Below are 25,301 nucleotides of genomic sequence, written 5' to 3'. Positions count from 1 at the left end.
TCACAGGTGAAGATGTTTCCAGCTTCGTTTCGCATCCGGTTTTCAGGGCGCAAGCTCTGTACATCAATCTGGTCTGGTGGTAATGGCGGAGGGGTCCCACGCGTACCCATCTCGAACACGACCGTTAAGCCCTCCAGCGCCGATGGTACTTGGACCGCAGGGTCCTGGGAGAGTAGGACGCCGCCAGGCCGACAAGACAAAAGAGCCCTAAGGGCTCTTTTGTTCGTTTATCCGCAGCTTTTTACTTAAAGAAGGACCTTCGATCGTCGACGACCGTGCCATATACGGCAGGGAAGGGCGTATAGGTATGAAGGTATGGATCGGCGTTGGGCAGGTACTCGAAATGCAAACCCAGATCCATCTGCGATCCGCAGCAGCCAGGTGCGATAAGAGGACTGCCCCCGGAAAGTGGAGAGCGAGCGAAAAGCGCGCACGAACGTCTCCTGCGTCAAATCGTCGGCCGCGTCTCGTCGCCGCACCAGGATATAGATGAAGTTCCAGACATCGCTCCAATACGAAGCGATCAGCTGTTCGAGCTGGACGTCCTCCAGAGACGCGACCGCCTGCAAGTATTGGTCCTCCAATCGATTCACCTCACCGGAAATAGACAACGCACGCACGCGAAAGTTCCCTTTTCCCCAGAAAAAAACATCCCTGATCGGGATGCGAGTCTACTATCAAATATGATAATACGAAACTTCCTCTGCGGATAGCCGGAGAATGCCGTCTCCCTGCTCTTTGCGTACTTGCATGAGCAGCGTCACGCGCGGCGAGATCAGCCAAATGTGCCAATAGACGAGCGCGACGAGCAGCGGCGGCGTGGCCCAAGGATAGAAGAGGCCGGCGACGCAGAAGCCGACGAGCGTCAGGTGAAAATGAAGGCGGCGGAATAGCGCCAGGCTTGTGTCCATGATGGGCAGCGGGCCGATCCACGGCCAGTCGAGCCGAAACGTCCAGCGCCGGCCCGATGGCGCATCGACGCGCCGGATCGTAATGCGGAGCACAACGGCATGAACGGCGGACATGACGAGCAGTCCGACGGCAGTCCAGAGGAGGCCGCGCCAACCATAGAAGGCTGTAATAAAGGCGCTGCCTAGCAGAGCGGTGGTCATGTAGCTGTATTTGGTCTCGGGACGCAATGCGAGTTTGCGTACCAGCTTGTAATGATAGATCGTCGGTTCCCGGGTTGACATGCAGGCCCTCTCCTTCGGGACTCGGCCATACGGCGTTCCGTCCATCCTTACTATCGGCGGCCGCGAGGTTCAATGTTATGATTTTTGGGCAAACGGACTATGAAAGACGTATATTTTCATAGAATTCGGTGCATACTAAAGAAAACATGGCCAAAAAGGCGGGAATGTCGATGGAGCAGGTCGAGACCAAAACCTGTATCGTCTGCGAACAGCAAAAAACGGAAGGCATCACCGTCGTAACCGCATTTATCTGTCACTCGTGCGAGTCGGAAATGGTCCAAACAAAAGTAGAGGATGAGCGGTATCCGTTCTTCGTCCAGCAGCTCAAACAATTGTGGGTTCGATTCCACGCTTAACCGATGAGCGGGACGCAGCCCGTTCTCCGCACCGCTTCCGGTCGCCAGTCTGCAAAGACTGGCGATTTTTCGTTTAGAAAGACGGTGGCAGGACGATACTTTGGTATAATATCCCTCAAGATAACCAGCCGTTCAAAAGAGAGGGTACCCATGAACAACCGCGCGACCGCGCCTTTATATGAAGCTTTAATCCGACATGCCGACAGGCAACCCCATGCCTACCACGTTCCCGGCCACAAGCAGCGCGCCCCGTGGGACGAGCCCGGCGCCGATCGGACCTATCAGGAGCTATTGCGGATCGACGTCACGGAGCTCTCGGACACGGACGATCTCCATCATCCGATCGGTCCGATCGCCGAGGCCGAACGGCTCGCGGCGTCCGCCTTCGGCGCCGACGAGACATGCTTCCTCGTAGGCGGGAGCACCGCGGGGAACCTGGCGATGATCTTGGGGACGTGCGACGCGGACGATCTCCTCCTCGTGCAGCGCAACGTACACAAATCGGTCATTCACGCGTTGGCGCTCGCCGGGGCGAGGGCAGTGTTCCTTCCACCGAAGATCGACCCGGCCTCGGGATTGGCGATCGCGCCTTCTCCCGATACGGTGAGACAAGCCCTGGACCGATATCCGGAAGCCCGCGCCGTCTTCCTCACGAGCCCGAACTACTATGGCATGCCGGCAGACGTGAAAGGCGTATCCGAAGTCGCCCACGAACGCGGCGTCCCGTTGCTGGTGGACGAGGCGCATGGGGCGCATTTCGGTCAACACCCGGATGTGCCTCCATCCGCGCTGCAAGGAGGAGCCGATGCCGTCGTTCAATCGACGCACAAGATGCTGACCGCGCTCACGATGGGCGCCATGCTGCATCTGCAGGGCGAACTGGCGTCGCGGGGCGCGATCCGGCAGGCGCTGCGGATGGTGCAGAGCTCCAGTCCGTCCTACCCGATCATGGCTTCGCTGGATTTGGCCCGGCGACAGCTGCAGGTCAAAGGGAAACATATGTTCGAACCGGCTCTAAAGGCCACTCGGGTCGTGCGCCAAGCGCTCGTAGAGCTGCCGTTCGACGCGCTCGAGGTTGCCGATCCGCTCAAGCTGTCGCTGTACGACCGGACAGGTCGACTCTCCGGCTTCGAGCTGCAGGAGGCGCTCGAACGGGAGGGCTGCCTCGCGGAGATGGCCGATCCGCGCCACGCGGTGCTCGCGTTCGGCCCGGGCTCGCGGCCGGCAGACGGCGAGGCGCTCGTCGCGGCGCTGCGGCGGATTGCGGAAGCTGGGAGCGCCGATGGCGAAGCCGCCGGGTTGAACGGCGGAGCATCAGGCGCAACGGTCGAGCTCGCGAGCCGCGGTTTCGGCGAAATCCCGGAACCGGTGCGCATCCGCCGCCATACGGGCGAGACCCAAGCGATCCCGCTCGATCAGGCGGTCGGCCGCGTTGCGGGCGAATGGGTCATCCCTTATCCGCCGGGCATCCCGATGCTGTTCCCGGGCGAGCCCGTTACATCGGACGCAATAGCGGCCATCGCGCGATGGCGGGACCGGGGCGCGCGTTTTCAAGGGGCGGCGGACGCCGCCTTCCGTACCATCCAAGTCCTGACGGACATGAGGAGGAGATCCTGATTCGTTCCTTGCCTTTGGAGCCGGAGCGCGACATTCGCTATGGCCTGTCTTGGCTCGCCGTCGCCGCGGGCGCCGTATTGCTCGTCTATCTGCTCATGATTCCGCCGGTCGTCGGCGTCGCCGACAACGGCGATTTCATTCGCGTCATGGGGGCGGCGGGGATCGCTTATCCCGATCCGCAGGAGAGCTACGCGGACCGCTACTTTGGTTATGCCCATCGCGAATTCGGCTATGGGGGCTACACGTCGGGTGGTTACGTGTCGACGCATGTCGTGCTCGTCGCGATCGCGGGATGGATCGGGAGGCTCTTCAATTCGCGCGTATTCGACATTCGCGTCCTGGGCGCTTGCTATTCGATCCTGATGCTGGCGGCCGTCGGTCTGCTGGTCCGGCATGCGCCCGCGACCCGGAGCCGGGTGCTGACAGGGCTTGTCGCGGGGCTTCTTGGCGCCGCCCTGCTGATTGTATTCGGCGATATCGGATATGCCGCTTATTTTCAATCTTTCTTCGGCGAGCCCTTCGCCCTTGTCGGCATGCTGCTCGCCGTCGCCTGCGCCGTCGCGCTCGCGCGGAGCCGGCAGCCGTCCGCCTGGCTGTTCGCCGGCTTCATCGCCGCCGCCATCGCGGTCGCGACCTCCAAGATCCAGAACGCGCCGCTCGGCTTCGCCTTCGCCGTACTCGCCTGGCGAATGCTGGCGCTGCGCGCCGACCGTTTCTGGCATCGCCGGGTGCTGGCAGGGACGGGCGTCCTGCTGCTCGCCTCCGTCTTGATGATCGCGATCGCCCCCGACAAGCTGAGGCACATCAATCTCTATCAGACGATTTTTTTCGGCATTCTCAAGGATTCCCCGGACGTGTCCGGGGACATGCGGGAACTGGGCATCCCGGAGCGGTACGCGGGTCTCGCGGGGACGAATTTTTTCCAAAAAGACACGGTCATCCCGCAAAACGATCCGGCGCTTCGCGAAGATGTGCTGGAGAAGCTCGGTCACCGGGACATCGCCTTGTTTTACCTTCGGCACCCGGGACGGTTCGCAGACAAGCTGGCCAAAGGGGCGGACCACGGCGTTGCGTTACGCCCTTATTACCTGGGCAATTACGACAAGCGCGAAGGACGCGAGCGCGGTGACCTCATCTTTGCCTTCAGCGGCTGGAGCGAGTGGAAGCGGACACATATGCCGCATACACTGGGATGGTTCACGGGTTTCTTCGCCGGGTATCTCGCCATTCTGGCGCTGTGGTGGAAGCGAATGCGCAGCCGGGCGGCTCGGCTCGTCGCGGAGACGTTCGCCGTCGTCGCGCTGGCCGGTCTGTTCTCCTGGATGGTGCCGCTCGTGGGCGACGGCGAAGCCGACATCGGCAAGCATTTGTTTATGTTTAACGTCTGCTTTGATATGATGATCCTAAGCGCCCTCATCGGCGTCGTCCATGCGGCCGCCTATGGGATCGCGAGTCGTCGGACGGCCCGTCGGGGTAAGGGAGAGAGGGGCATGACGGGTGAAGCAAGGCAAGTTCATCACGATTGAAGGCGGGGAAGGCGCCGGCAAGACGACACTCATCGAACAGCTGGTCCGGCGATGCGAGCAGTTGGGTCAAGAGGTCGTTGCGACGCGGGAGCCAGGGGGTATCCCGATCGCCGAAGCGATCCGCGCCGTTATCCTGAACCGGGATCATACCGCGATGGATGCGCGCACCGAGGCGCTGCTCTACGCGGCAGCCCGGAGACAGCATCTGGCGGAAAAAGTGTTGCCCGCGATCGCCAGAGGGGCGATCGTCCTGTGCGATCGGTTCGTCGACAGCAGTCTGGCGTACCAAGGCCATGCCAGAGGGCTCGGATTCGACGAAGTATGGGACATCAACCGGTTCGCCATCGAAGATTGCATGCCGGATTTGACGTTGTATCTGGATATCGAGCCCGAAGCGGGGCTCTCCCGCATCCATGCGGACGCCGGCCGCGAGGTCAATCGGCTCGATCTCGAGGGATTATCCTTTCACCGGCGCGTCCGGGAAGGCTTCCGCCTGGCGGCGGAGCGGTTCCCCGATCGGATCGTGACGCTGGATGCGTCCGAGTCTCCGGAGCGGATCGCGGATGCGGCATGGGCACGGCTCGAGACGCGGTTATCGCATTGAGGCGAAGAAAAGAGGAATTCGCCCGCATCGCGTCTAATTTATAATAGTAGGAATACGATGCGATAACCAAAGAGAGGATGAAGCCGATGAAGCTGCTTATTGCCGTCGTTCAAGACAAAGACAGTAACAGACTTTCCAACGCGCTGATCAAGGAAGGGTACCGCGCGACCAAGCTTGCCAGTACGGGCGGGTTTCTGCGGGCCGGCAACACGACGTTTCTGATCGGCATCGAGGACGAGCGCGTTCAACAGGTGCTCGATGTCATCCGCGCGAACTGCAAAGTGCGCGATCAGCTGGTCACTCCGGTGTCCCCCGTCAGCGGCGCAGCCGACTCCTATATTCCTTTCCCGGTAGAAGTCCAAGTAGGCGGCGCGGCCGTCTTCGTCATGCCGGTCGAGCGCTTCGAACATTTCTAATGAGCATCGGGCGGTGAGCGCGGAATGAAGATCGGACCGGGGTATTTCCCTCTTAACAATACGGTACAGCGCAACGAGACGAACGCGAGGCCGCCGCAGACGCAGACCTTCGGCGACTTCATGAAGCAGTCGGACGAAGGCCGCTCCCAAGAGGAGCTGCAGCGCAAGCTGGAGGATATCCGGCTGCAGGGCGACCGACTCATGCGCTCCATGACCGTGCGGGAACTGAAGCTGTACCGCATCATGGTCAAAAGCTTCCTCGAAGACACGGTGAAGCGCGGAATCGGGCTCAAGGAGACGAAGGGCTGGGATCGTCGCGGTCGAGGCAAGCGCTACAAGATCCTCGAAGAAGTCGACACGATGCTCGTCTCGATGGGCGAAGAGCTGCTCCACAACGAGGAAGGCCGTCTCGAGCTGCTCGAGAAGGTCGGCGAAATCCGGGGACTGCTGATCAATCTCGTGTTTTAGGTTTTCCCGCTTGAGCCCGAGCGCGGCTCGGGCAAACGGGAAACGGCATCACTTCGACGGCCACGCGGCGAATGCGGCGGCCGTCGAATGGAAAGGAAGCGTAGCAACATGGCAATTGGCGGCATACCCGGCCAGGAGCGGGCGAAGACGCTGCTGCGGGGCGCTCTCCGTTCGGGGAAGATCGCCCACGCTTATTTGTTTGCGGGGCCTGCCGGCACCGGGCGCCGGGCGATGGCGCAGGCGTTCGCCCAGACGCTGCTGTGCGAAAGAGGCGGCGAGGACGCCTGCGGCGAGTGCCTCTCCTGCCGCAAGGTGCTGCACGGCAACCACCCCGATCTGCACCGGATCGCGCCGGACGGCGCAACCGTAAAGATCGATCAGATCCGCGAGCTTCAGCGCGAGCTGTCCTACCGCAGCGCAAGCGCGGACCGCAAAATTTATGTCATCGAGGGCGCCGAGACGATGACGGTTCAGGCGGCGAACAGCTTGCTCAAGTTTTTGGAGGAGCCGCCGTCGCCGGTCGTAGCGATGCTGATCGCGCCAAGCACGCAAGCTGTGCTCCCGACGATCGCGTCCCGGACGCAGCTCGTTCCCTTTGTGCCGGGCGATCCGGTCGCGCTTGAGCAGACGCTCTTCGCCGAAGGGATCCCGCCGCTGCTCGCCAAAGCGGCCGTCCATCTCTCCTCCGGACTCGACGGCAGCCGCGCCCTCGCCCAAGAGAATTGGTTTGCAGAAATCCGAAACGTAGTGATACAATTAGGCAAGGAGATCCCGTCCCGGTTCCCCGCTGTTCTGTTAACCGCACAGCAGCAGGTGTTTAAGACGGATCTTGCCGAGCATTGCGACCTTTTGCTGCAAATGTTTGCCTTATGGTATAGAGATATGATTTACGTCATGACCGGGCGCGAACAGCGGCTTGTGTTCCCCGACCAAGGGGAGTGGATGGCCAAGCAGGCCTGGAGCCGCAGCATCGATGACTGGGTGAAGGCGATGGAGGCGGCGCTGACCGCATCCCGCCGAATCAAAGCGCACGTGCAGCCGCAGTTAGCCTTTGAGCAATTTTTGGTGACGTCAGCGGCGACAGCCACATAGAGCCGTGCGGAGGGCTGCTGGCGTGCGGGAGGGGTAGATATTGTACGATGTTGTCGGGGTCCGCTTCAAAAAAGCGGGCAAGGTTTATTATTTCGACCCCGCTGAGCATCCGGTAATCAAGGATCAGCATGTCATCGTCGAGACTGCCCGGGGAGTCGAGTACGGTACGGTCGTCATCGGACCGAAGACGGTGGGCGAATCGGATGTCGTCCTGCCGCTGAAGCGGGTCATCCGGATCGCGGGCGAGACCGACGCCCATGCGGTGGAGGAGAATCGCAGCGCAGCGAAGAACGCGTTCGCGATCGGACTACAGAAAATAAAGGATCATCAGCTGCGCATGAAGCTGGTGGACGTGGAATACACATTTGACCGCAACAAGATCATTTTCTACTTTACGGCCGAAGGGCGCGTCGACTTTCGCGAACTGGTCAAGGATCTGGCAGGCGTCTTCCGGACCCGCATCGAGCTGCGGCAGATCGGGGTGCGAGACGAAGCCAAGATGCTGGGAGGCATCGGACCTTGCGGTCGGGTGCTCTGCTGCTCGTCCTGGCTCGGCGACTTCGAGCCGGTGTCGATCAAGATGGCCAAGGACCAGAACCTGTCGCTCAATCCGACGAAGATCTCGGGCCTGTGCGGACGCCTCATGTGCTGCTTGAAGTTCGAGCACGACAACTATGAGAGCGCCAAGGAAGAGATGCCTGCGGTTGGCAAGATGGTCGTCACCTCTTACGGAGACGGCAAAGTCGTCGGTCTGAACGCCGGAAGCCGCACCGTCCATGTGCAGCTGTTCGAGGTCGGCAAGGTCAAGGAGCTGCCCTTCGAAGAAGTCGTCGTTAAGTAAAGTCAGATTTCACGTCACGACATAACCTGTTGCTTGAGGTGGAGCGTTGCCCATGAAAGATATTTTCCTAGGCGTAAACGAACTCGAGGCTAACTTGGGAACCCTGCATTCGGACTTCGGTTCGCTCAAACTGAAGATTAAGGAATTGGTGGAAGAGAACCAGCGGCTTCGGATCGAAAATCAACAATTACGGAAAATATTAAAGCGCGAGACCATCTCCGACGCGGATCCGGAGGCGGCGGAAGAACCGGCCGACGTCTCCGGGGAAGAAAAATCGGCTTTGACCGTTGGAGTCGGAGAAGGATACGACAACTTGGCTCGTCTGTACCATGAAGGCTTCCATATTTGCAACGTGTATTACGGACATCTGCGGATGGAGGGCGATTGCCTGTTCTGCTTGTCCTTTCTCAGTAAGTAACGCTGGTCTTTCATCGCAATCCTCCGGCACCCCTGTAGGGGATGCCGGTTTTTTTGCGTTTGGATGCCGGTCGCCTGCAGGGACGCGGACTGGCATTCCCGCCTCAAATCGAGTAAGCTAATGGGCATGGAGAAATGGAACGGAAGGTGGCTTCGCTTGACCTTGAATAGGGAAGGATCGACGAAGACGGTCGGGCTGCTCCCGGGCGAACGGATGGACGACCTGCTGACCCAGGAGCTGAAGATCATTCAGAGCTCGGAGGTGTTCAGCTTTTCGCTGGACGCCGTGCTGCTTGCCCGATTCGCGGGTGTCCCTCCGCGCGGCCGCGTGCTCGATCTGTGCACTGGCAACGGAGTCGTTCCGCTGCTGCTCTCGACGCGAACCGGCGCCCGGATCGAGGGGATCGAGATTCAGCCCCGGCTGGCCGACATGGCCCGCCGCAGCGTCGCCTGCAACGGGCTTGAAGATCGCATCTATATAATAGAAGGAAATCTCAAAGAACTTCCCGCATTGCACGGTTCGGACGCCTATGACGCGATCACGGTCAACCCGCCGTACAAGCCCGTCGGAACGGGCGAGCACAAGGGCAATCTCCACCAAGCGATGGCCCGGCACGAGCTGGGCTGCACGCTGGAGGAGGTGACGGCCGCTTGCGCGCGGCTCGTCAAGCCGGGGGGACGGGTGTCGATGGTTCATCGGCCGTCCCGGCTGGCGGAGATCCTGGGTGCGATGAGCCGCTACCGGCTGGAGCCGAAGCGGATCCGCTTCGTCCACTCGCGCGTCAACGCCGAGGCGAACATGGTGCTCATCGAAGCGAGCCTCGGGGGCAAGCCCGAGGTTCGGCTGCTGCCGCCGCTTATCGTATACGAAGGCGAAGATCGGCAGTATACCCAAGAGCTGCTGGATATTTTCTATGGCCGCAAGGCGGAATTGGGCGACGAAGGGCAGAGAGAGGAGGGCGGCGAATGAAGGGCAAACCGGGCAAGAAAGCTAGGACCGCGGTCCCGGAGACGGGCGGCGAAGCACTGCTGCCTCCGAAGGGGTTGAACCCGGCGAATCCGGCAGCGGCGATCCATGACGGAGACGATAAGGGAGACGAGGCCGAGGCCCAGGTGCAAAAAAGCTTCGCGCCGCGGCCTTCCGGCATGCCGGGGACGCTCTATCTGGTCGCTACGCCGATCGGCAACCTGGAGGACATGACCTTCCGCGCCATCCGGACGCTGAAGGAAGCCGATCTCATCGCGGCCGAGGATACGCGCCAGACGCGCAAGCTGCTCACCCACTTCGAGATTGCGGGCCGTCTCGTGAGCTATCACGAACATAATAAGGAAGCGAGCGGTCCGGAGCTGCTGCGTCTGCTGGAGGAGGGCAGCAGCATCGCGCTTGTCAGCGACGCCGGCATCCCGGCGATCTCCGATCCCGGCGCCGATCTGGCCGCCCAAGCGGCGGCCCGCGGCATCCCGATCGTGCCGATCCCCGGTGCCAACGCGGCGCTGTCCGCCCTGATCATCTCGAGTCTGCCGACGGAGCGCTTCCTGTTCGCCGGCTTTCCGCCGCGGGAGCGCAAGGGCCTCGCCGCTTTCCTCGATGGGCTCGAGCGCGAGACGGCGACTCTAATCCTCTACGAAGCGCCGCATCGGCTCAAGAAGACGCTGGCCGGATTGGCCGAGCGCTGGGGCGGCCGGCGAATGGCGATCGTCCGCGAGCTGACGAAGCGTCACGAGGAAGTTGTCCGCGGCACGATCCGCAGCTGCCTCCGACATCTCGAGGAGCATCCGCCGCTCGGCGAATGCTGCCTCGTCATCGAAGGGGCGAGCCCCTTCGGCGCGGCCGGCGAAACGGGCAGGGCGGAAAGCGGGGCCCAGGCGGAAAACTGGTGGAGCGGGCTGTCGCTCGAGGAGCATGTGGCGCATTACGCAGCCGCGGACGGCGAGAGCGGCGGCAACCGCAAGGAAGCGATGCGCCTCGCCGCGCGGGATCGCGGCCTCTCCCGCCGGGACGTGTACCAGGCGCTGCATGGCGGCAAGTAAGCTGCAACAAGACGAACGGCTTCGCCCTCGGTCGAGAGGAGAAGCCGTTCGTCTCGTCCGGACCGCCATGCGCCGTCCTGACTCCGGAACTGCAGCCGCCCCAGACGGCGGCGAAGAAAAAAGCCCCTCCCGATCATCCAGTCCGGGAGGGGTGCAAGGAGATATAAAAAGGTTAGAATTAACAATTTGGCGTAGTACGATTCTATTATAGCGTATATTCTTTAATTTGTCACAGGTGTAGGCAAATCCTTCAAGCAATCCCTGCAAACAATTTTTCCTTTGAAGTAAGTGACGCTCTCCGCGTTGCCGCAGAAGATGCAGGCCGGCTCGTACTTCTTCAGCATGATCCGCTCGCCATCCACGTAGATCTCCAACGCATCCTTTTCTCCGATCCCCAGCGTCCGGCGCAGCTCGATCGGGATGACGACACGCCCCAGCTCATCCACTTTCCGTACAATGCCCGTTGATTTCAACATTTGGAAATCCTCCTTCATACAGGTTAAAATAAGTTCTATACGGATAGGGGCCACGAGAGCTTGTCCGCAAGTCGCCATCATTCGACAAATTTCTGGCTTTTCCGCTTACTATCGTACCAACCATTCCCAAATAAGTCAACCGGGTATCGCGATCTAATTATGACAATATTGATGGAAAAGGTTATCGTTACGGTGGTTGTAGGGGTTTAGGCAGTCTGGAGAGAGGGTCAGGGAGCATATATTTTCCCATACCTAATACGACATAATTCGACAAAATCCACTCTATTTGTCGAATCAAGTTGCCAAATTTGACGGAGGTGCATCATGCTGCGCCAATTGGAAGAGGAGAAGGTATTCAAAGACCCGGTTCATAATTCGATCTACGTGCAAGACGCCACGATCTGGGGGCTCATCAACACGCCCGAATTCCAGCGGTTGCGCCGCATCCGGCAGCTGGGCACATCCTATCTCACCTTTCACGGGGCGGAGCACAGCCGCTTCTCCCACTCGCTCGGCGTGTATGAGATTACGAGGAAAATCATCAGCCAATTTGAGCGTAATCGATACAAGGATTGGCCGCAAGGGGAGAAATTGGTAAGTTTATGCGCTTCTTTGTTGCATGATGTCGGACACGGACCTTTTTCCCACTCCATCGAACAGGTGTTCCGGACGGACCACGAAGAGTGGACGTGCGAGATCATCCTGGGGGAGACCGGGATCAACCGGATATTGAAGGAAGTCGACCCCGCATTTCCGGAGCAGGTCGCCGCGGTCATCCGCAAGACATACGACAAACCGATCGTGGTCAGCCTCGTCTCGAGCCAAATGGACGCCGATCGGATGGATTATCTGCTGCGCGACGCCTACTTCACCGGCGTGAACTACGGCACGTTCGACCTCGACCGGATCCTGCGCGTCCTGCGCCCGCATCAAGGACAGATCGTGGTCAAAGAAAGCGGAATGCACGCCGTCGAGGATTATTTGATGTCCCGCTATCAGATGTATTGGCAGATTTACTTCCACCCCGTGACGCGCAGCTCCGAGATCTTGCTGCGGCAGATTTTCCGCAGGGCCGAGGAACTGCACCGCGCCGGCTATCGGTTCGGTTTTCTGCTGCCTCCCCTGGAGCAGCTGCTGCGCGGAACGATGACGGTGAACAGCTATCTGGCACTGGACGAAGCCATGGTGCAGACGGCTTTCGGCCAGTGGATGCACGAACGGGATCCGCTGTTGGCGGAACTATGTAGACGTTTTTTAAATCGCCGACTCTACAAGTATGTACCGCTGGAGCAGCCGGATGAAACACTTGCCGAGCGGCTCCGAACCGAGTGGCGGAAGATCGGCCTCGATCCGGACTACCACTTGGAGATGGATACGCCGACCGATCTGCCTTATGACGTGTACAAGCCCGGAGCGCAGCCGGACACGTCGGACAAGGCGCCGGTCCTCGTGCTCGACGCGAAGGAGCGGCTGACGGAAATCTCGCTCAAGTCCGACATCATCCGCTCGATCGCGGGCTTGCATACGGGGAAATACTACATCTACTATCCGGACGACCTGGTGCGCCCGCATGCCCCGCGGCTGAATCGGGAAACCCGCGACCTGCTGGGACTCTAAGGAAACAGGCAAGGACGCGCTCGGGCGCGTCCTCTATAGAAGGGAGACAACAAGCGACATGTTATTCGACACGCACGCCCATCTGGATTCACCCAAATTCGACAACGACCGCGAAGAAGTGATCGCGAGAGCGCGAGAAGCCGGCGTTTCCACGATCGTGAACATCGGCTTCAACCGCGAGACGATCCCGACGACGATGGCGCTCGCGGAACGATATCCCTTTATCTATGCGGCCGTTGGCTGGCATCCGACCGATGCGATCGATATGCGGCTCGAAGAGGACCTCGCCTGGATCGAACGGCTGTGCGCCCACCCCAAAGTGGTCGCCATCGGCGAGATCGGCCTCGACTATTATTGGGATACTTCCCCCAAGGACGTCCAGCACGTCGTCTTCCGGGAGCAGATTCGCCTGGCCAAACGGCTGAACAAGCCGATCGTCATCCACAACCGCGACGCGCACGAAGACGTCGTCCGCCTGTTGCGGGAAGAAGGCGCCTCGGAAGTCGGCGGTATCATGCACTGCTTTTCCGGGAGCTGGGAGACAGCTCGACAATGCCTCGATATGAACTTCTATATCTCCTTCGGCGGACCGGTTACCTTCAAAAACGCGCGTGTCCCGAAGGAGGTGTTGGCCAAGGTTCCGCTAGACCGATTGCTGATCGAGACCGATGCCCCTTACCTGGCCCCACATCCTCATCGAGGCAAGCGAAACGAGTCCGCTTATGTGTCTTTAGTCGCAGATGCGGCTGCGGAAATCAAGGGCCTGACCAGGGAAAATATAGAAGATTTAACGAGCTTAAATGCGCGGGCCTGTTTTCGACTCGAAGAAAAAACGGTTACAATGCAAGAAAAATAACTCTTTTCTCAGATAAAACTGGTTTTTTATCTTCGAATTACGAAAAAACGGCGATATTTCCGGGGAAAAAGGCTAAATTCACGCTTTGACCGTTCTTTACACCTTCGGGGGCGAGAGGTTATCATCAGTTTCAAGAGTTTGAATATGTCATCCCTTTTCCAGTACGCTGAATCTCCCTTAACGGAGATCGGGGGACCCGACGCAGATGCCGAGCCGCGATCGCTCGGCGGATGCGGGTGAGCAATCTTGGGGTGAATTCCGCAAACAAGGAAACCGGTCCAGCGATCGGTGTCCGATGCCCGCGGATAGGGCGACTCTCCACGCCCGAACCCGACAGCTAACCTCGTAAGCGTAGTAGAGAGAGGTCAACCTCGTGCTGCCCAATTCCCCTTTTACACCTTGAGCGGAAGCCACGAACAGGTCCTCTGTCGCCGGCTTTTTTTGTGCCCGAAAAGCATGCTGCCTTTCGGCGCGCGCCAGCCAAGCATGAAGCCCACGTCATCTTGATGGCCCGTCGCCTCCCGTAAAATGCGCCCGCCCTCTTCCGAGGATGGCGAGGTCGTCCTTACAAGGCATGCTTGTCCGAGGCCTACGCACGATGTGTAACAAGGGGAATCTGATCATTGGGCGCTCGCGACCCCTCGAGCTGGGCAAGGCGGCGAATCGTTCGTGTGACTGCCGCTCCACACGAGCTTCCGCGCCGTTACCACAAATGGATAGTCGCGTCAGACGAAGTCATGCTTAACAGTCGACGGCGAGGCTATGAAGGAGGAACGAGAAAATGGGTGCAGTTCCTATCCAGGGAACCCATGATCCACGACCGACCGGCAAGCTTCACGCAGCGCGATGGTTGCATGAGCATTTGCGTTTGATTCTCTTGAGCGCAATTCTGTCCTTTGCTCTTACCATCTGTTTGATCATGCTGCTGCACGGCGCGTCCGCCATGAGCGTGACAGTCGTGGACGGCGGAAAATCTACCGTCATCCAAACCCGAACGACGGATGTCAAATCCCTCTTCGAGGAACAGAACATCACGGTCGGACCTAACGATGAACTTTCTCAAGCGTTAACCGCATCCCTGCAAGATGGAAGCCGTATCGTTATCGACCGCGCCGTCGGCGTCACGCTGGCCGCGGACGGGAAGAACGAACTCAAATATACGACTGCCGACACCGTTCAGGAGGCGCTCGCCGACCTGAAAGTCCCCCTCACCGGGGACGACCGGGTATTCCCGGCGCTGAGCGCTCCGATCGAACCAGGCACGACCATCAAGGTCGTACGCGTCAAAAAGGACATCGTCGCGACTCAGCATCCCGTCGCTTATACGGTCGTGAAGCAGAAGGACCCGAGCCTGCTCGAAGGACAGCAGAAGGTCGTCCGCACCGGCAAGGAAGGCCGCCTCGTCAAGACGTATCAGCGCGTCTACGAAGACGGCAAGCTCGTCAGCGAACAGATGATCGCCAAGTCGATGGAGCAGCCTGCGGTACAGCAGGTCGTCGCCGTCGGCGCGAAGAAAAAACCAGCGGTCACCACGCTGTCCTACAACGCGGGAGCGAACCAGCCGCGCACGATCAAGCTGGGCGGCCAGACGGTCCGCGTCAAGCAGACGATCAACAACATGACGTTGACCGCTTATTCGGCGGGGCCCGCGTCGACCGGCAAGAGCGAAGGCGATGCCGGCTACGGGATTACGGCATCGGGCACGAAGGTGGCCGAAGGCCGCACGATCGCCGTCGATCCCAAGGTGATTCCTATCGGTTGGTGGGTGTACATCGAAGGTATCGGATTCCGCCGCGCGGAAGATACCGGCGGCGCGATCAAAGGCAAAAAAATCGACGTCTATTACGACAGCGAAAAATATGCGAACAAGTTCGGCTTGAAGCGGGGCTATACCGTCCACGTCATCGGACCGGTGAAGCCGACTGCGGATTGAGACTTGAGCGGTTTGGCAGGATCGATGTCTAGCCATGATCGTTATGCTTCATTAGCATGGCCGGAAGGCCGTGGCGAGGGGAAGGGGCCGAAGAGGCCTCTTCTTTTTTGGTCTTACAGCATGTATAAGTTTTACCGTATCCATTTCTGTATGACCTCCGATAAAAACGTGTCGCCGTCCGGGAAGACGGCAAAGCCGTTTTTACTTGGCTGCCCGCCAGGCGAAAACAAGCCGAACCGCTCGGAGGCAGAGGTCGAAAAAGTCTGTTACCAATAGGACGCCTGAGCAAGGGGAAAGGTTACATGCCCCTGATCTTTTTTTTAACCCGCCCGCCGCCGAATGACCCTTTCTTTTTCGGAAAACGGCGTTTTTTTCGTGCGCGAGGGTCAAGTCGGCTATAATAGACGTTATTGAGGATGGGTTATGCGGAAAGGAACCGGTATTCATGATCTCCGAAATAATCGTAGTGGAAGGCAAGGAAGACACGGTTGCCGTACGCCGGGCGGTCGGGGCGGATACGATCGAAACGGGCGGCTCCGCGATCGACGAGGGCGTGCTGCGCCGCATCGAGCTCGCCTACGAGCGGCGGGGCGTCATCGTGTTCACGGACCCCGATGTGCCGGGGGAGAAGATCCGCAAGATCATCGCGGAGCGGGTGCCGGGGTGCAAGCACGCCTTCCTGACGCGGGACGAAGCACGGGGGCGGGACGGTCTCGGCGTGGAGCACGCGAGTCCGGAGGCGATCCGCGGCGCGCTCGCCCGCGTGCGGACCGCGGAGGCGCCCGAGACGGCGGCCGCGGAGGCGGAGATCGCCTGGAGCGATCTGATCGATGCCGGCCTCATCGTCCATGCGGAGGCGGCCGGCCGGCGCGAGCGGATGGGCGAGTTGCTCGGCATCGGCTACGCCAACGGCAAGCAGTTCCACAAGCGCTGCGTCATGTTCCGCATTACGCGGGCGGAATTCGCCGAGGCGCTGGAGCGACTGGAGAGCGAAGGAGAGACGACATGACGACGAATCAGACCCATACGAGAGCGGCCGCGATCGCGACGCCGACGCGGACGAAGGATATCATCCGCAAGCACGGCTTTACGTTCAAGAAGAGCCTCGGGCAGAACTTCCTGATCGACAAAAACATTCTCGACAAGATTGTGGACGCCGCCGACCTCGGCCCCGCCAAAGGCGCGCTCGAGATCGGTCCTGGCGTAGGCGCGCTCACGGAGCGGCTGGCGCAGGAGGCCGGACGGGTCGCCGCGCTCGAGATCGACGGCAGGCTCATCCCGATCCTGCAGGACGTGCTCGCCCCCTATGACAACGTGTCGGTCGTTCATGCGGACGTGCTGAAGGCGGATCTGCGGCAGCTGTGGCAGGAGCGGTTCGCCGGGACGGAAAGCGTCAGCGTCGTGGCCAACTTGCCTTACTACGTGACGACGCCGATCATTATGCGGCTTCTCGAGGAGCATCTGCCAATCGAGAACATCGTCGTCATGGTGCAGAAGGAGGTAGCCGAGCGGATGGCCGCGAAGCCGGGCGGCAAAGACTATGGCACGCTCAGCATCGCCGTGCAGTATTATTGCGAGCCGGAGCTCGTCTGCATCGTGCCGTCGGGCGCCTTCATCCCGGCGCCGAACGTCGATTCCGCCGTCATCAAGCTGAAGCGGCGGCCGAAGCCCGCCGTCGACGTGAGCGACGAGGAGCGCTACTTCCGCGTCGTTCACGCAGCCTTCGCCCAGCGTCGCAAGACGCTCGGCAACAATCTGGCCGCGCTCGTCGGCAAGGAGCGCAAAGCCGAACTCGGCGGCGTCTTCGAGCGCTGCGGCATCGACCCGACGCGCCGAGGCGAGACGCTGTCGCTGAAGGAATTTGCCGCGCTGGCCGACGCCCTCGCCGAGGCCAAGCTTCTTTCCTAGAATCCATAACTCCGTGCACCATGTGCGGGATGCCTCCATACGATAGACGGAAGAGGTGATTCGCCCATGAAGCAAGGAGATTTGGTCGTCCGCAAATCGTATGGCGGTGACGTTCTGTTTCGAATTGCGGTAATGAACGAACAAATGGCGGTGCTGCGGGGGACCGACTATCGCCTGCTCGCGGATGCGCCGGTGACGGACCTCGCGCCGGTACGGAACCCGGACGAGCTCGGCGGATCCCGCCGGGCGCGGATACAGGCCAGCGAGTCGCTGCACCGGATGCGGGTGGAGCGGGAGCAGGCGCAGTCGGCCTTCGGCCAGGATTCCGTTCCGCGCAGGCCCTTTTTCGAAATGCCCGGCAAGGTGCTCCATCTCGACGGAGACGCGAGCTATCTGAAGAAAAGCATGGCCGTGTACAACCAGCTCCGCATCCCCGCGGACGGCGTCCACTGCCACGAGTCGCAGATGCCGCTTATTCTCGGGCGGCTGCTCCCGCAGGTGCGTCCTGACATCGTGGTCATCACCGGCCACGACGGCGTGCTGAAGTCCCGCAGCAACCTGCTCGCCCTGTCCAGCTACAAAAACTCGGCGAACTTCGTGAACGCCGTTCATGTCGCGCGCAGCTACGAGCGCAGCCGCGATTCGCTCGTCGTCGTCGCCGGGGCGTGCCAGTCGCATTTCGAGGCGCTGCTCTACGCGGGCTCGAACTTTGCGAGCTCGCCGGGGCGCATCATGATCCACGCCCTGGACCCGGTCTACGTGGCGGTGCGGGCCGCATTCACGCCGTTCCGGGAGACGATCGACATCTCGGACGTGATCTCGCATACGATCAGCGGCATGCAAGGCGTCGGCGGCGTGGAGACGGTCGGCAAGTACCGCGTGGGCGTACCGAATATGAAGCTGCCGGAATCGGTGACGCCCGCCCCGGATTTTGCGTAATCGTCCGTCCAAAGGCCTATTTTCACAAAAAAGCCGATTACACCCCCAAAACATTATTGACAATAAAACTTGGGTACTGCTATAATATTTCTCCTGTTTGACAAACCACCTCTTTTTAGTTATAATTGACAGAGAAAGAGGTGGTAGTGGACATGTCCAAAAACGCGCTTCTGGAAATCAAACGAAGCTTGGAGCCGCATATCGGCGCCAAGATCATGCTCCGCGCCAACGGTGGCCGTCGTAAAACCATCGAACGCACGGGCGTGCTGGAGGAAATTTACCCGTCGGTGTTCATCGTCAAGTTGGACCAGGAACAGAATGCGTTCAAGCGCGTCTCGTACAGCTACGCCGACATTCTGACCGAGTCCGTCGAAGTGATGCTTTGCAACGAAGAAGGCCAAGTCCGCATCAGCTACTTGTCGCATTGACTCGATTTCACTTGTACGGGCAGTCCTCGCGCGTTGGCGCGGGCGCTGCCCGTTTTGCATGGGAAAGGCCGTTTTCGGGCACCCTAGCCCGGAACGCCAACGAAGGCGTCACTTGCGCGAAGGGGGCGTTGACGAATGAGCCGCAGACGCAGTACGATGTCCGAGCAGTTCAAGACGGAGCTCGCCAAGGATCTCGGCTTTTACGATACGGTCCAGCAGGAAGGCTGGGGCGGTATCCGGGCCAAAGACGCAGGCAATATGGTCAAGCGGGCCATCCAGATCGCCGAACAGGCGGCGGCCCGTCAGCAGCAGCAATAGCGCAAGCGAATGGATACGACGGCGGCGGCATCCGGCAGACGGACCGCCGTCTTTACATACATGCGGGCGTTTTTGGGCTGCGGTTCCAAATCGCATTTCGGGCCGGGGTTTGTTATAATATGTAAAGCTTTTCAACCCGGGCGATCTGCGCCGCCTTCGCTCCAACGAACGGGGCGAAATCGCCGTTATGCAATCTTAGCGGACAAGCTCGCTTAGCAGGTGATGACCATGACAAAGGTATACGAAAAGGCCCCCGCCAAGATTAATCTGCTGTTGGACGTGCTGCGCAAGCGGGACGACGGATATCACGAAGTCGAAATGATCATGACGATGGTCGACCTGGCCGACCGCTTGGAGATGGAGGAGCTGCCGCGCGATCAGATCGTGCTTTCCAGCCAAGCGGGATTCATCCCGCTCGACGAGAAGAATCTCGCCTTTCAGGCCGCCCGCCTGATCAAGGAGCGCTATGGCGTCTGCAAAGGCGTCTACATCCATCTGGACAAGCAAATCCCGGTCGCGGCAGGACTGGCCGGCGGCAGCAGCGACGCGGCTGCGGCGCTGCGAGGGCTGAACCGGCTGTGGGGACTCGGACTGACGGTTCAAGAGCTGGAGGACCTCGGCGCGGAGCTCGGCTCCGACATCCCCTTCTGCGTTCGCGGCGGAACCGCCGTCGCGCGCGGAAGAGGGGAACGGCTCGAGAGCATCGCTCCGCCTCCGCCCTGCTGGGTCGTGCTCGCCAAGCCGCCGATCAACGTCTCGACCGCGGACGTGTACGGCAAGCTTCGCGCGAACGAGATCCAGGACCATCCCTCGATCCCCGGCATGCTGGATGCGATCGCGCGCGGGTCCTTCGCGGATGTTTGCGCCGGTCTCGGCAACGTGCTGGAATCGGTGACCCTGGGCCGATACCCCGAGGTACGCCAGATCAAGGAAGTCATGAAGCGCCTGGGCGCGGACGGCGTCCTCATGTCCGGCAGCGGTCCGACCGTGTTCGGCCTCGTGTCCAAGGAATCCAAAGTCGCTCGCCTCTACAACGGACTGCGCGGCTTCTGCAAAGAAGTGTATGTGGTTCGGATGCTCACTTAAAAGAGCCGCACGACAACGAGATCACATCTAATGTAAGGTACATTTCCATTAATAAGGAGACTCCTTGCCCAAAACCGGATAAAAATGTTATGATGACGTTAAAATATTCGGGTTTTGGACGGGAGAGAGGAATTGTGAAAAAATTGAAACGTAGCGCGCGTCTCGTAGAAATGACGCAATACCTATTAGCCCGTCCTCATACGTTAATTTCGCTGACAGCATTTGCCGATCGTTACCAGTCGGCCAAATCGTCGATCAGCGAAGACCTGGCGATCATCAAGGAAGTATTCGAGGACGACGGCATCGGCGAGCTCCATACGCTCGCTGGCGCGGCCGGCGGCGTGCGCTTCATCCCGAAGTGCCGCAAGGAAGAAGCCTTGGGCAAAATCGCCGACATCTGCCGCATGCTCGAGCAGCCGGATCGACTGCTCCCAGGCGGCTATTTGTACATGACCGACCTGCTCGGCCAGCCCGGCCTGCTTCAGGAGGTGGGCCGCATGTTCGCGACTGCTTTCGCGGACCGCGAGATCGACTGCATCATGACGGTAGAGACCAAGGGGATCCCTTTGGCGCACGCCGCCTCTCAATATTTGAACGTTCCCGTCGTCATCGTCCGCCGCGACCACAAGGTGACGGAAGGCTCCGTCGTCAGCATCAACTACGTCTCCGGCTCGACCAAACGCATCCAGACGATGTCGCTTGCCCGCCGGGCGCTGAAGGAGCAGTCGCGCGTCCTGATCGTCGACGACTTTATGAAGGCGGGGGGCACCATCCAGGGGATGGTCGACCTGCTGCACGAGTTCCGGGCGTATGTCGCCGGCGTCGGCGTGTTCGTCGAATCCGGCGAGATCGACAGCGAAGAGCGCCTGTTGCACGATTACATTTCGCTCGCGCGCTTGACCGAGGTCGATCTGAAGACCAAGCAAATTACGGTTCAGCCGGGCAACTATTTTAACGACATCCACTCGTCCTAGGAGGAATAAGATTATGTCGCTCAAAATCGTTTCCACCACCGAAGCCCCCGCCGCCATCGGCCCCTACGCCCAAGCGGTGCGAATGGGCAATCTGCTCTTCACCTCGGGACAGATTCCGCTGCTGCCTACCGGCGAGCTTGCCGAAGGAGGAATCGAAGAACAAACCCATCAGGTATTCCGCAATTTGAAGGCGGTGCTCGCGGCCGAAGGCGCCACCCTTTCAAATGTCGTCAAGGCGACCGTCTTCCTCAAGGACATGAACCAGTTCGCCGCGTTCAACGCGGTGTACGCCAGCTACTTCGGCGACCACAAACCAGCCCGCTCGACGGTCGAAGTGGCACGCCTGCCGAGGGATGTTTTTGTCGAAATTGAGCTGATTGCGGAGATATCTGTCGATACTGTAAGGAATTAAAAAATATTTTTAATTTTTACAACCGTTTTTCCAGTAATAAGAAGGAATTTGCACGGATTTGTGGAATATTACACCAAGTCTTCTGATGGGGCAAAGGTGGTGAACACAAGTGCAAATTACAGATGTGAGACTCCGCCGCGTCAATTCCGAGGGGCGCATGAAGGCTATTGCTTCCATTACCATTGACAACGAATTTGTCGTTCACGACATTCGTGTCATTGACGGCAACAATGGCATGTTCGTAGCAATGCCTAGCAAACGGACGCCCGACGGGGAGTTCCGCGATATCGCTCATCCGATCTCGTCCGGTACGCGGGAGAAGATCCAAACCGCCGTGCTGGCCGAATACGAGCGCGCAGCTCAGGAAGAAGAAGAAGTACTGGTAGAAGGTGCATAATGCGTGTTCGCTTCGCGCGAATGCATCCGGCATGATTACAGATATTGGTTTTAGGTAGGAACGGCTTCGTCGTCTTTCGTGGACGGCGGGGCCGTTTTTATGCCCGGCCCGCCGGCCGAAATGCTTCGCAAGGCGCATTCAAGTCATGACGTTTTCCGGGAAGAGGGCCTCTTTGGGCTCTCTTTTCATTTTTCGCCGAATAAGCTATGATTCACTAGAGAATTGTTGAACGTGCGAGAAGGAGGATCTTTCGTCATGTCGAGAATGGCAATCATGTTGGCCGCCGGTCAGGGCAAACGGATGAAATCCAAATTATATAAAGTGCTGCATCCGGTGTGCGGCAAGCCGATGGTCAGCCACGCGCTCGCGGCGGTGCGGGGCGCGTCTTGCGACCGCACGGTCGTGATCGTCGGCCACGGGGCCGAGGCGGTACAGGCGCATCTGGGAGACAGCGTCGAGTACGCCCTCCAGAACGAGCAGCTAGGAACGGGGCATGCGGTGCTTCAAGCGAAGCCGCTGCTGGGTGACGCGGACGGCGTGACCGTCATCATCTGCGGCGACACGCCGCTCGTCTCGTCCGAAACGATCGAAGCGCTGATCGCCGTGCACGAGCAGGAAGGCGCGGCAGCGACAATCCTGACTGCGGTACTGGAGGATGCGACGGGGTACGGACGGATCGTGCGGTCGGAAGACGGAAGCGTCGTCCGAATCGTGGAGCAGAAGGACTGCTCGCCCGAGGAAGCCGCCATCCGGGAAATGAATACCGGCACCTACTGCTTCGACAACCGCAAGCTGTTCGCGGCGCTCGGGCAAGTGACGAATGACAACGCCCAGGGCGAGTACTACCTCACCGACGTGATCGGGATTCTCCGCGAGCAGGGCGACCGGGTGTCCGCCTCGATCATGGACGATCCGGCGGAGTCGATCGGCGTCAACGACCGCGTCCTCCTGGCCGAAGCCGAGCGTCTCATGCGGGCCCGGATCGCGCTGAAGCACCAGCGTAACGGTGTGACGCTAATCGATCCGGCGGGCACGTATATCGATGCGGAGGTGACCATCGGCGCGGATACGGTCATCTATCCCGGCACCCAGCTGCGCGGGAAGACGTCCGTCGGCGCGGATTGCGTCATCGGACCGCAGGCCGATCTCCTCGACGCCGCGATCGGAGACGGCGTCACGATTCGACAGTCGGTGGCGGAGCAGGTCGAGGTGGCGGACGACTGCACTGTCGGTCCGTTCGCCTTTCTGCGTCCCGGCACGAAGCTGGCGCGCGGGGTCAAGGTCGGCGACTTCGTCGAAATCAAGAACAGCGTCATCGGCCCGGGCAGCAAAGTACCGCATCTCAGCTATGTCGGCGATGCCGTCGTCGGCACCAACGTCAACATCGGCTGCGGCGCGATTACGGCCAATTACGATGGATATAATAAATCGAAGACCGAGATCGGCGACAACGCCTTTATCGGTTCCAACGCCAACCTGATCGCGCCGGTCAAGGTCGGCAGCGGCGCGTACGTCGTGGCGGGCTCCACGATTACCCACGACGTGGGCGAGAACGACGTGGCGATCGCCCGCGAACGCCAAGTGAACAAACCGGGGTATGCGGACAAGATTCGCGCCCGTGCCCGTTCCATGAAAGAACGGGAATAACCTGTGGGAAAGCGGGTGGCGCCAATGAACTACCCTGATGACAAGCTGAAGATCTTCTCCTGCAGCTCCAATCCCCGCCTCGCGGAATCGATCGCGCGCAATGTGAGCGTGCCGCTGGGCGACGTCGCCGTGAACCGGTTCAGCGACGGCGAGATCCATATCCGGCTGAATGAAAGCGTGCGGGGCGCCGACGTGTTCGTCGTACAGTCCACCTCCTGGCCGGTGAACGAGCATCTGATGGAGCTGCTCGTCATGGTCGACGCGCTGAAGCGTGCCTCGGCCAAGACGATCAACGTCGTAATTCCTTACTACGGATATGGCCGTCAGGACCGCAAAGCCCGTTCCCGCGACCCGATCACCGCCAAGCTTGTGGCGAACCTGATCGAGACGGCCGGCGCGCACCGGGTGATCGCCATGGACCTGCACGCCATGCAGATCCAGGGCTTCTTCGACATCCCGGTCGACCATCTGCTCGGCGTCCCGATCCTGGGCGACTACTTCCAGGCCAAGAGCCTGCTCGCCCCGGTCGTCGTTTCGCCCGACCACGGCGGCGTCGTGCGGGCCAGGCGGCTTGCGGACGAGCTGCAGGCGCCGCTTGCGATCATCGACAAGCGCCGTCCGGAGCCCAATGTCGTCGAGGTGATGAACATTATCGGCGACGTATCGGGCCGCACGGCGATCTTGATCGACGACATCATCGACACGGCGGGGACGATCTCTCTCGCCGCGCAGGCGCTGAAGGAAGCGGGCGCGCGGGAGATCTACGCCTGCTGCACTCATCCCGTCCTGTCCGGCAAGGCGATGGAGCGCCTCGAATCCTCGCCGCTGACGGAGATCGTCGTCACCGATACGATCCCGCTGCGCGACCCGGGCGCCTCGACCAAGGTGCGCGTATTGTCGGTCGCGCCGCTGATCGGCGAAGCCATTGTGCGCATCCACGAACAGCAGTCGATCAGCAAGCTGTTCGAGCCGCATGTTTAGGTAACGGTTCGAATGGGTAATCTAGGGTAAGCCTTGACCATGTCAGGAGGAACCCTTATGAACAGTACGTTACATGCGGAATCCCGCCAGCGGGCGTCGAAGGGGACGCTGCGCGAATTGCGTTCCCGGGGCAAAATCCCGGGCGTCGTTTATGGCCAAGGCCTCAGCACGGCAAGCGTGATCGCGATCGATGCCAAGGAGCTCGCAACGCTCCTGAAGAGCAACCCGCACGCGGTGCTCGATCTCGAAGTGCCGGGCAGCGGCAGCCAATCCGTGCTCCTCACCGACATTCAGCGCGATTCGCTGAACGGACGGGTCCTGCACGTGGATTTCCGCAAGATCGACCTGAACCAGAAGATCAAGGCGCCGGTACGCCTGGAAATCACGGGGACAAGCCCCGGCGAGAAGGAAGGCGGCATGCTTCAAGTCGTGCTCCACGAGCTGGAGGTCGAATGCATCGCCAAGGATCTGCCGGAATCGATCACGGTCGACATCGGCTCGCTCGCCTTCGGCGAGCACCTGACCGTCGGCGATCTGCAGCTCCCTGCGGGTGTCGAAGCGGTGCCCGAAGCGGATGCGGTCGTCGTGGCCGTCCTGGCCCCGCAGAAGGAACGCACCGAAGACGAACTCGATGCGATGGACGATGCGGCCGAGGAGAACACGGCGCAAGAAGACGCGGCCCATGCCGTCGAGAAAGACTAACCCAAATCTCTCTTCTCATCTTAGAGATCGGAAGCGCACGGCTGACCTGGGCCGATGCGCTTCTTT

General features: G+C 60.2%; 29 protein-coding genes, 1 rRNA gene and 1 riboswitch. Of the genes, 27 read left to right on the top strand and 3 right to left on the bottom strand.

Translation table 11 applies throughout. The features are described 5' to 3' along the window. Nucleotides 1-72 precede the first annotated feature (72 nt). A 5S ribosomal RNA gene (rrf, locus tag LKX83_RS28485) occupies nucleotides 73-189 on the top strand. A 56-nt stretch (nucleotides 190-245) separates the two neighbouring features. Here the strand turns inward: rrf and LKX83_RS34520 are convergent. Continuing rightward, nucleotides 246-593, bottom strand: coding sequence for a sigma factor (locus tag LKX83_RS34520; protein WP_227886232.1), 348 nt, complete (start codon nucleotides 591-593; stop codon nucleotides 246-248). 84 nt (nucleotides 594-677) lie between these two features. After that, nucleotides 678-1,193 (bottom strand): transposase, encoded by a 516-nt coding sequence (locus tag LKX83_RS28475; RefSeq protein WP_227886229.1) that lies wholly within the window; start codon nucleotides 1,191-1,193, stop codon nucleotides 678-680. A gap of 170 nt (nucleotides 1,194-1,363) precedes the next feature. Between LKX83_RS28475 and LKX83_RS28470 the strand changes: the two genes are divergently transcribed. From LKX83_RS28470 to rsmI, 11 genes are all read left to right on the top strand, one after another. After that, entirely contained in the window at nucleotides 1,364-1,549 is a 186-nt protein-coding gene (locus LKX83_RS28470) for a sigma factor G inhibitor Gin (protein ID WP_227886228.1), read from the top strand. Between the two features lie 150 nt (nucleotides 1,550-1,699). Further along, on the top strand, nucleotides 1,700-3,166 hold the full coding sequence (locus LKX83_RS28465) for an aminotransferase class I/II-fold pyridoxal phosphate-dependent enzyme (RefSeq protein WP_227886227.1): 1,467 nt from the start codon (nucleotides 1,700-1,702) through the stop codon (nucleotides 3,164-3,166). An 8-nt stretch (nucleotides 3,167-3,174) separates the two neighbouring features. Beyond that, on the top strand, nucleotides 3,175-4,692 hold the full coding sequence (gene wsfD, locus LKX83_RS28460; RefSeq protein ID WP_227886226.1) for a glycan biosynthesis hexose transferase WsfD: 1,518 nt from the start codon (nucleotides 3,175-3,177) through the stop codon (nucleotides 4,690-4,692). After that, on the top strand, nucleotides 4,664-5,296 hold the full coding sequence (gene tmk, locus LKX83_RS28455; RefSeq protein ID WP_227886225.1) for a dTMP kinase: 633 nt from the start codon (nucleotides 4,664-4,666) through the stop codon (nucleotides 5,294-5,296). Before wsfD ends, tmk begins: the two co-directional genes overlap by 29 nt. Before the next feature lie 86 nt (nucleotides 5,297-5,382). Further along, a complete protein-coding gene (locus tag LKX83_RS28450; RefSeq protein ID WP_227886224.1) occupies nucleotides 5,383-5,712 on the top strand; it encodes a cyclic-di-AMP receptor in 330 nt (109 codons plus the stop codon). Between the two features lie 24 nt (nucleotides 5,713-5,736). Next, nucleotides 5,737-6,180 (top strand): YaaR family protein, encoded by a 444-nt coding sequence (locus LKX83_RS28445; RefSeq protein ID WP_227886223.1) that lies wholly within the window; start codon nucleotides 5,737-5,739, stop codon nucleotides 6,178-6,180. A 108-nt stretch (nucleotides 6,181-6,288) separates the two neighbouring features. Beyond that, nucleotides 6,289-7,272 carry a DNA polymerase III subunit delta' gene (holB, locus tag LKX83_RS28440; protein ID WP_227886222.1) on the top strand — a complete coding sequence of 328 codons (984 nt, stop codon included), beginning with the start codon at nucleotides 6,289-6,291 and terminating at the stop codon, nucleotides 7,270-7,272. A 40-nt stretch (nucleotides 7,273-7,312) separates the two neighbouring features. Beyond that, nucleotides 7,313-8,113, top strand: a complete 801-nt coding sequence (locus tag LKX83_RS28435; RefSeq protein ID WP_227886221.1) for a PSP1 domain-containing protein — start codon at nucleotides 7,313-7,315, stop codon at nucleotides 8,111-8,113. 52 nt (nucleotides 8,114-8,165) lie between these two features. Next, nucleotides 8,166-8,531, top strand: a complete 366-nt coding sequence (locus tag LKX83_RS28430) for an initiation-control protein YabA (RefSeq protein ID WP_370639144.1) — start codon at nucleotides 8,166-8,168, stop codon at nucleotides 8,529-8,531. Between the two features lie 213 nt (nucleotides 8,532-8,744). Beyond that, nucleotides 8,745-9,500, top strand: coding sequence for a tRNA1(Val) (adenine(37)-N6)-methyltransferase (locus tag LKX83_RS28425; RefSeq protein ID WP_227886231.1), 756 nt, complete (start codon nucleotides 8,745-8,747; stop codon nucleotides 9,498-9,500). Between the two features lie 176 nt (nucleotides 9,501-9,676). Beyond that, the gene (gene rsmI, locus LKX83_RS28420) at nucleotides 9,677-10,561 is read left to right on the top strand and encodes a 16S rRNA (cytidine(1402)-2'-O)-methyltransferase (RefSeq protein WP_227886230.1); all 885 of its coding nucleotides are present in this window, start codon (nucleotides 9,677-9,679) and stop codon (nucleotides 10,559-10,561) included. Nucleotides 10,562-10,782: 221 nt separating this feature from the next. Here the strand turns inward: rsmI and LKX83_RS28415 are convergent, their stop codons facing one another. Beyond that, entirely contained in the window at nucleotides 10,783-11,037 is a 255-nt protein-coding gene (locus LKX83_RS28415) for an AbrB/MazE/SpoVT family DNA-binding domain-containing protein (RefSeq protein WP_185672753.1), read from the bottom strand. 324 nt (nucleotides 11,038-11,361) lie between these two features. Here LKX83_RS28415 and LKX83_RS28410 point away from each other — a divergent pair, with 324 nt between their 5' ends. The 15 genes from LKX83_RS28410 to LKX83_RS28340 all read left to right on the top strand — a co-directional run bounded on the left by LKX83_RS28410 (nucleotide 11,362) and on the right by LKX83_RS28340 (nucleotide 25,235). After that, the gene (locus LKX83_RS28410) at nucleotides 11,362-12,654 is read left to right on the top strand and encodes an HD domain-containing protein (protein WP_227886219.1); all 1,293 of its coding nucleotides are present in this window, start codon (nucleotides 11,362-11,364) and stop codon (nucleotides 12,652-12,654) included. Nucleotides 12,655-12,712: 58 nt separating this feature from the next. Then, a complete protein-coding gene (locus LKX83_RS28405; protein WP_227886218.1) occupies nucleotides 12,713-13,510 on the top strand; it encodes a TatD family hydrolase in 798 nt (265 codons plus the stop codon). Between the two features lie 154 nt (nucleotides 13,511-13,664). Continuing rightward, nucleotides 13,665-13,877, top strand: a riboswitch (cyclic di-AMP (ydaO/yuaA leader). Nucleotides 13,878-14,291: 414 nt separating this feature from the next. After that, on the top strand, nucleotides 14,292-15,443 hold the full coding sequence (locus LKX83_RS28400; protein WP_227886217.1) for a 3D domain-containing protein: 1,152 nt from the start codon (nucleotides 14,292-14,294) through the stop codon (nucleotides 15,441-15,443). A 445-nt stretch (nucleotides 15,444-15,888) separates the two neighbouring features. Then, nucleotides 15,889-16,452, top strand: coding sequence for a ribonuclease M5 (rnmV, locus tag LKX83_RS28395; RefSeq protein WP_227886216.1), 564 nt, complete (start codon nucleotides 15,889-15,891; stop codon nucleotides 16,450-16,452). Beyond that, the gene (gene rsmA / locus LKX83_RS28390; protein WP_227886215.1) at nucleotides 16,449-17,351 is read left to right on the top strand and encodes a 16S rRNA (adenine(1518)-N(6)/adenine(1519)-N(6))-dimethyltransferase RsmA; all 903 of its coding nucleotides are present in this window, start codon (nucleotides 16,449-16,451) and stop codon (nucleotides 17,349-17,351) included. Before rnmV ends, rsmA begins: the two co-directional genes overlap by 4 nt. A 66-nt stretch (nucleotides 17,352-17,417) precedes the next feature. Next, on the top strand, nucleotides 17,418-18,290 hold the full coding sequence (yabG, locus tag LKX83_RS28385; protein WP_227886214.1) for a sporulation peptidase YabG: 873 nt from the start codon (nucleotides 17,418-17,420) through the stop codon (nucleotides 18,288-18,290). A gap of 152 nt (nucleotides 18,291-18,442) precedes the next feature. Beyond that, nucleotides 18,443-18,718 carry a biofilm formation stimulator Veg gene (gene veg / locus LKX83_RS28380; RefSeq protein ID WP_185672758.1) on the top strand — a complete coding sequence of 92 codons (276 nt, stop codon included), beginning with the start codon at nucleotides 18,443-18,445 and terminating at the stop codon, nucleotides 18,716-18,718. 135 nt (nucleotides 18,719-18,853) lie between these two features. Continuing rightward, on the top strand, nucleotides 18,854-19,036 hold the full coding sequence (locus LKX83_RS28375; protein ID WP_227886213.1) for a small, acid-soluble spore protein, alpha/beta type: 183 nt from the start codon (nucleotides 18,854-18,856) through the stop codon (nucleotides 19,034-19,036). Between the two features lie 222 nt (nucleotides 19,037-19,258). Then, nucleotides 19,259-20,122 (top strand): 4-(cytidine 5'-diphospho)-2-C-methyl-D-erythritol kinase, encoded by an 864-nt coding sequence (ispE, locus tag LKX83_RS28370; protein WP_227886212.1) that lies wholly within the window; start codon nucleotides 19,259-19,261, stop codon nucleotides 20,120-20,122. 134 nt (nucleotides 20,123-20,256) lie between these two features. Next, nucleotides 20,257-21,096, top strand: coding sequence for a pur operon repressor (gene purR / locus LKX83_RS28365; RefSeq protein ID WP_227886211.1), 840 nt, complete (start codon nucleotides 20,257-20,259; stop codon nucleotides 21,094-21,096). A gap of 13 nt (nucleotides 21,097-21,109) precedes the next feature. After that, nucleotides 21,110-21,508, top strand: a complete 399-nt coding sequence (locus tag LKX83_RS28360) for a RidA family protein (RefSeq protein ID WP_227886210.1) — start codon at nucleotides 21,110-21,112, stop codon at nucleotides 21,506-21,508. 109 nt (nucleotides 21,509-21,617) lie between these two features. Then, nucleotides 21,618-21,905: a septation regulator SpoVG gene (gene spoVG / locus LKX83_RS28355; RefSeq protein WP_227886209.1), complete on the top strand. Its 288-nt coding sequence runs from the start codon at nucleotides 21,618-21,620 to the stop codon at nucleotides 21,903-21,905. Between the two features lie 255 nt (nucleotides 21,906-22,160). After that, complete coding sequence (gene glmU, locus LKX83_RS28350) at nucleotides 22,161-23,552, top strand: bifunctional UDP-N-acetylglucosamine diphosphorylase/glucosamine-1-phosphate N-acetyltransferase GlmU (protein WP_227886208.1); 1,392 nt, start codon at nucleotides 22,161-22,163, stop codon at nucleotides 23,550-23,552. A 24-nt stretch (nucleotides 23,553-23,576) separates the two neighbouring features. Next, nucleotides 23,577-24,533 (top strand): ribose-phosphate diphosphokinase, encoded by a 957-nt coding sequence (locus tag LKX83_RS28345; protein ID WP_227886207.1) that lies wholly within the window; start codon nucleotides 23,577-23,579, stop codon nucleotides 24,531-24,533. A gap of 57 nt (nucleotides 24,534-24,590) precedes the next feature. After that, nucleotides 24,591-25,235, top strand: coding sequence for a 50S ribosomal protein L25 (locus LKX83_RS28340; protein ID WP_227886206.1), 645 nt, complete (start codon nucleotides 24,591-24,593; stop codon nucleotides 25,233-25,235). The last annotated feature ends 66 nt before the right edge of the window (nucleotides 25,236-25,301 follow it).

Origin of the sequence: Cohnella baijiui (assembly GCF_020731285.1) — a bacterium.
In the GTDB taxonomy this organism is placed as follows: Bacteria; Bacillota; Bacilli; order Paenibacillales; family Paenibacillaceae; genus Cohnella.
The sequence above is the reverse complement of the archived record's forward strand: the minus strand, read 5'-3'. Positions and strand labels throughout refer to the sequence as shown.

Coding starts and splice junctions, on each gene's coding strand:
- LKX83_RS28475 (WP_227886229.1), bottom strand. CDS start 1,193: ATGTCAACCCGGGAACCGACGATCTATCATTACAAGCTGGTACGCAAA.
- LKX83_RS28470 (WP_227886228.1), top strand. CDS start 1,364: ATGGAGCAGGTCGAGACCAAAACCTGTATCGTCTGCGAACAGCAAAAA.
- LKX83_RS28465 (WP_227886227.1), top strand. CDS start 1,700: ATGAACAACCGCGCGACCGCGCCTTTATATGAAGCTTTAATCCGACAT.
- LKX83_RS28450 (WP_227886224.1), top strand. CDS start 5,383: ATGAAGCTGCTTATTGCCGTCGTTCAAGACAAAGACAGTAACAGACTT.
- LKX83_RS28445 (WP_227886223.1), top strand. CDS start 5,737: ATGAAGATCGGACCGGGGTATTTCCCTCTTAACAATACGGTACAGCGC.
- holB (WP_227886222.1), top strand. CDS start 6,289: ATGGCAATTGGCGGCATACCCGGCCAGGAGCGGGCGAAGACGCTGCTG.
- LKX83_RS28430 (WP_370639144.1), top strand. CDS start 8,166: ATGAAAGATATTTTCCTAGGCGTAAACGAACTCGAGGCTAACTTGGGA.
- LKX83_RS28425 (WP_227886231.1), top strand. CDS start 8,745: ATGGACGACCTGCTGACCCAGGAGCTGAAGATCATTCAGAGCTCGGAG.
- rsmI (WP_227886230.1), top strand. CDS start 9,677: ATGCCGGGGACGCTCTATCTGGTCGCTACGCCGATCGGCAACCTGGAG.
- LKX83_RS28415 (WP_185672753.1), bottom strand. CDS start 11,037: ATGTTGAAATCAACGGGCATTGTACGGAAAGTGGATGAGCTGGGGCGT.
- LKX83_RS28410 (WP_227886219.1), top strand. CDS start 11,362: ATGCTGCGCCAATTGGAAGAGGAGAAGGTATTCAAAGACCCGGTTCAT.
- LKX83_RS28405 (WP_227886218.1), top strand. CDS start 12,713: ATGTTATTCGACACGCACGCCCATCTGGATTCACCCAAATTCGACAAC.
- LKX83_RS28400 (WP_227886217.1), top strand. CDS start 14,292: ATGGGTGCAGTTCCTATCCAGGGAACCCATGATCCACGACCGACCGGC.
- rnmV (WP_227886216.1), top strand. CDS start 15,889: ATGATCTCCGAAATAATCGTAGTGGAAGGCAAGGAAGACACGGTTGCC.
- rsmA (WP_227886215.1), top strand. CDS start 16,449: ATGACGACGAATCAGACCCATACGAGAGCGGCCGCGATCGCGACGCCG.
- yabG (WP_227886214.1), top strand. CDS start 17,418: ATGAAGCAAGGAGATTTGGTCGTCCGCAAATCGTATGGCGGTGACGTT.
- veg (WP_185672758.1), top strand. CDS start 18,443: ATGTCCAAAAACGCGCTTCTGGAAATCAAACGAAGCTTGGAGCCGCAT.
- LKX83_RS28375 (WP_227886213.1), top strand. CDS start 18,854: ATGAGCCGCAGACGCAGTACGATGTCCGAGCAGTTCAAGACGGAGCTC.
- ispE (WP_227886212.1), top strand. CDS start 19,259: ATGACCATGACAAAGGTATACGAAAAGGCCCCCGCCAAGATTAATCTG.
- LKX83_RS28360 (WP_227886210.1), top strand. CDS start 21,110: ATGTCGCTCAAAATCGTTTCCACCACCGAAGCCCCCGCCGCCATCGGC.
- glmU (WP_227886208.1), top strand. CDS start 22,161: ATGTCGAGAATGGCAATCATGTTGGCCGCCGGTCAGGGCAAACGGATG.
- LKX83_RS28345 (WP_227886207.1), top strand. CDS start 23,577: ATGAACTACCCTGATGACAAGCTGAAGATCTTCTCCTGCAGCTCCAAT.
- LKX83_RS28340 (WP_227886206.1), top strand. CDS start 24,591: ATGAACAGTACGTTACATGCGGAATCCCGCCAGCGGGCGTCGAAGGGG.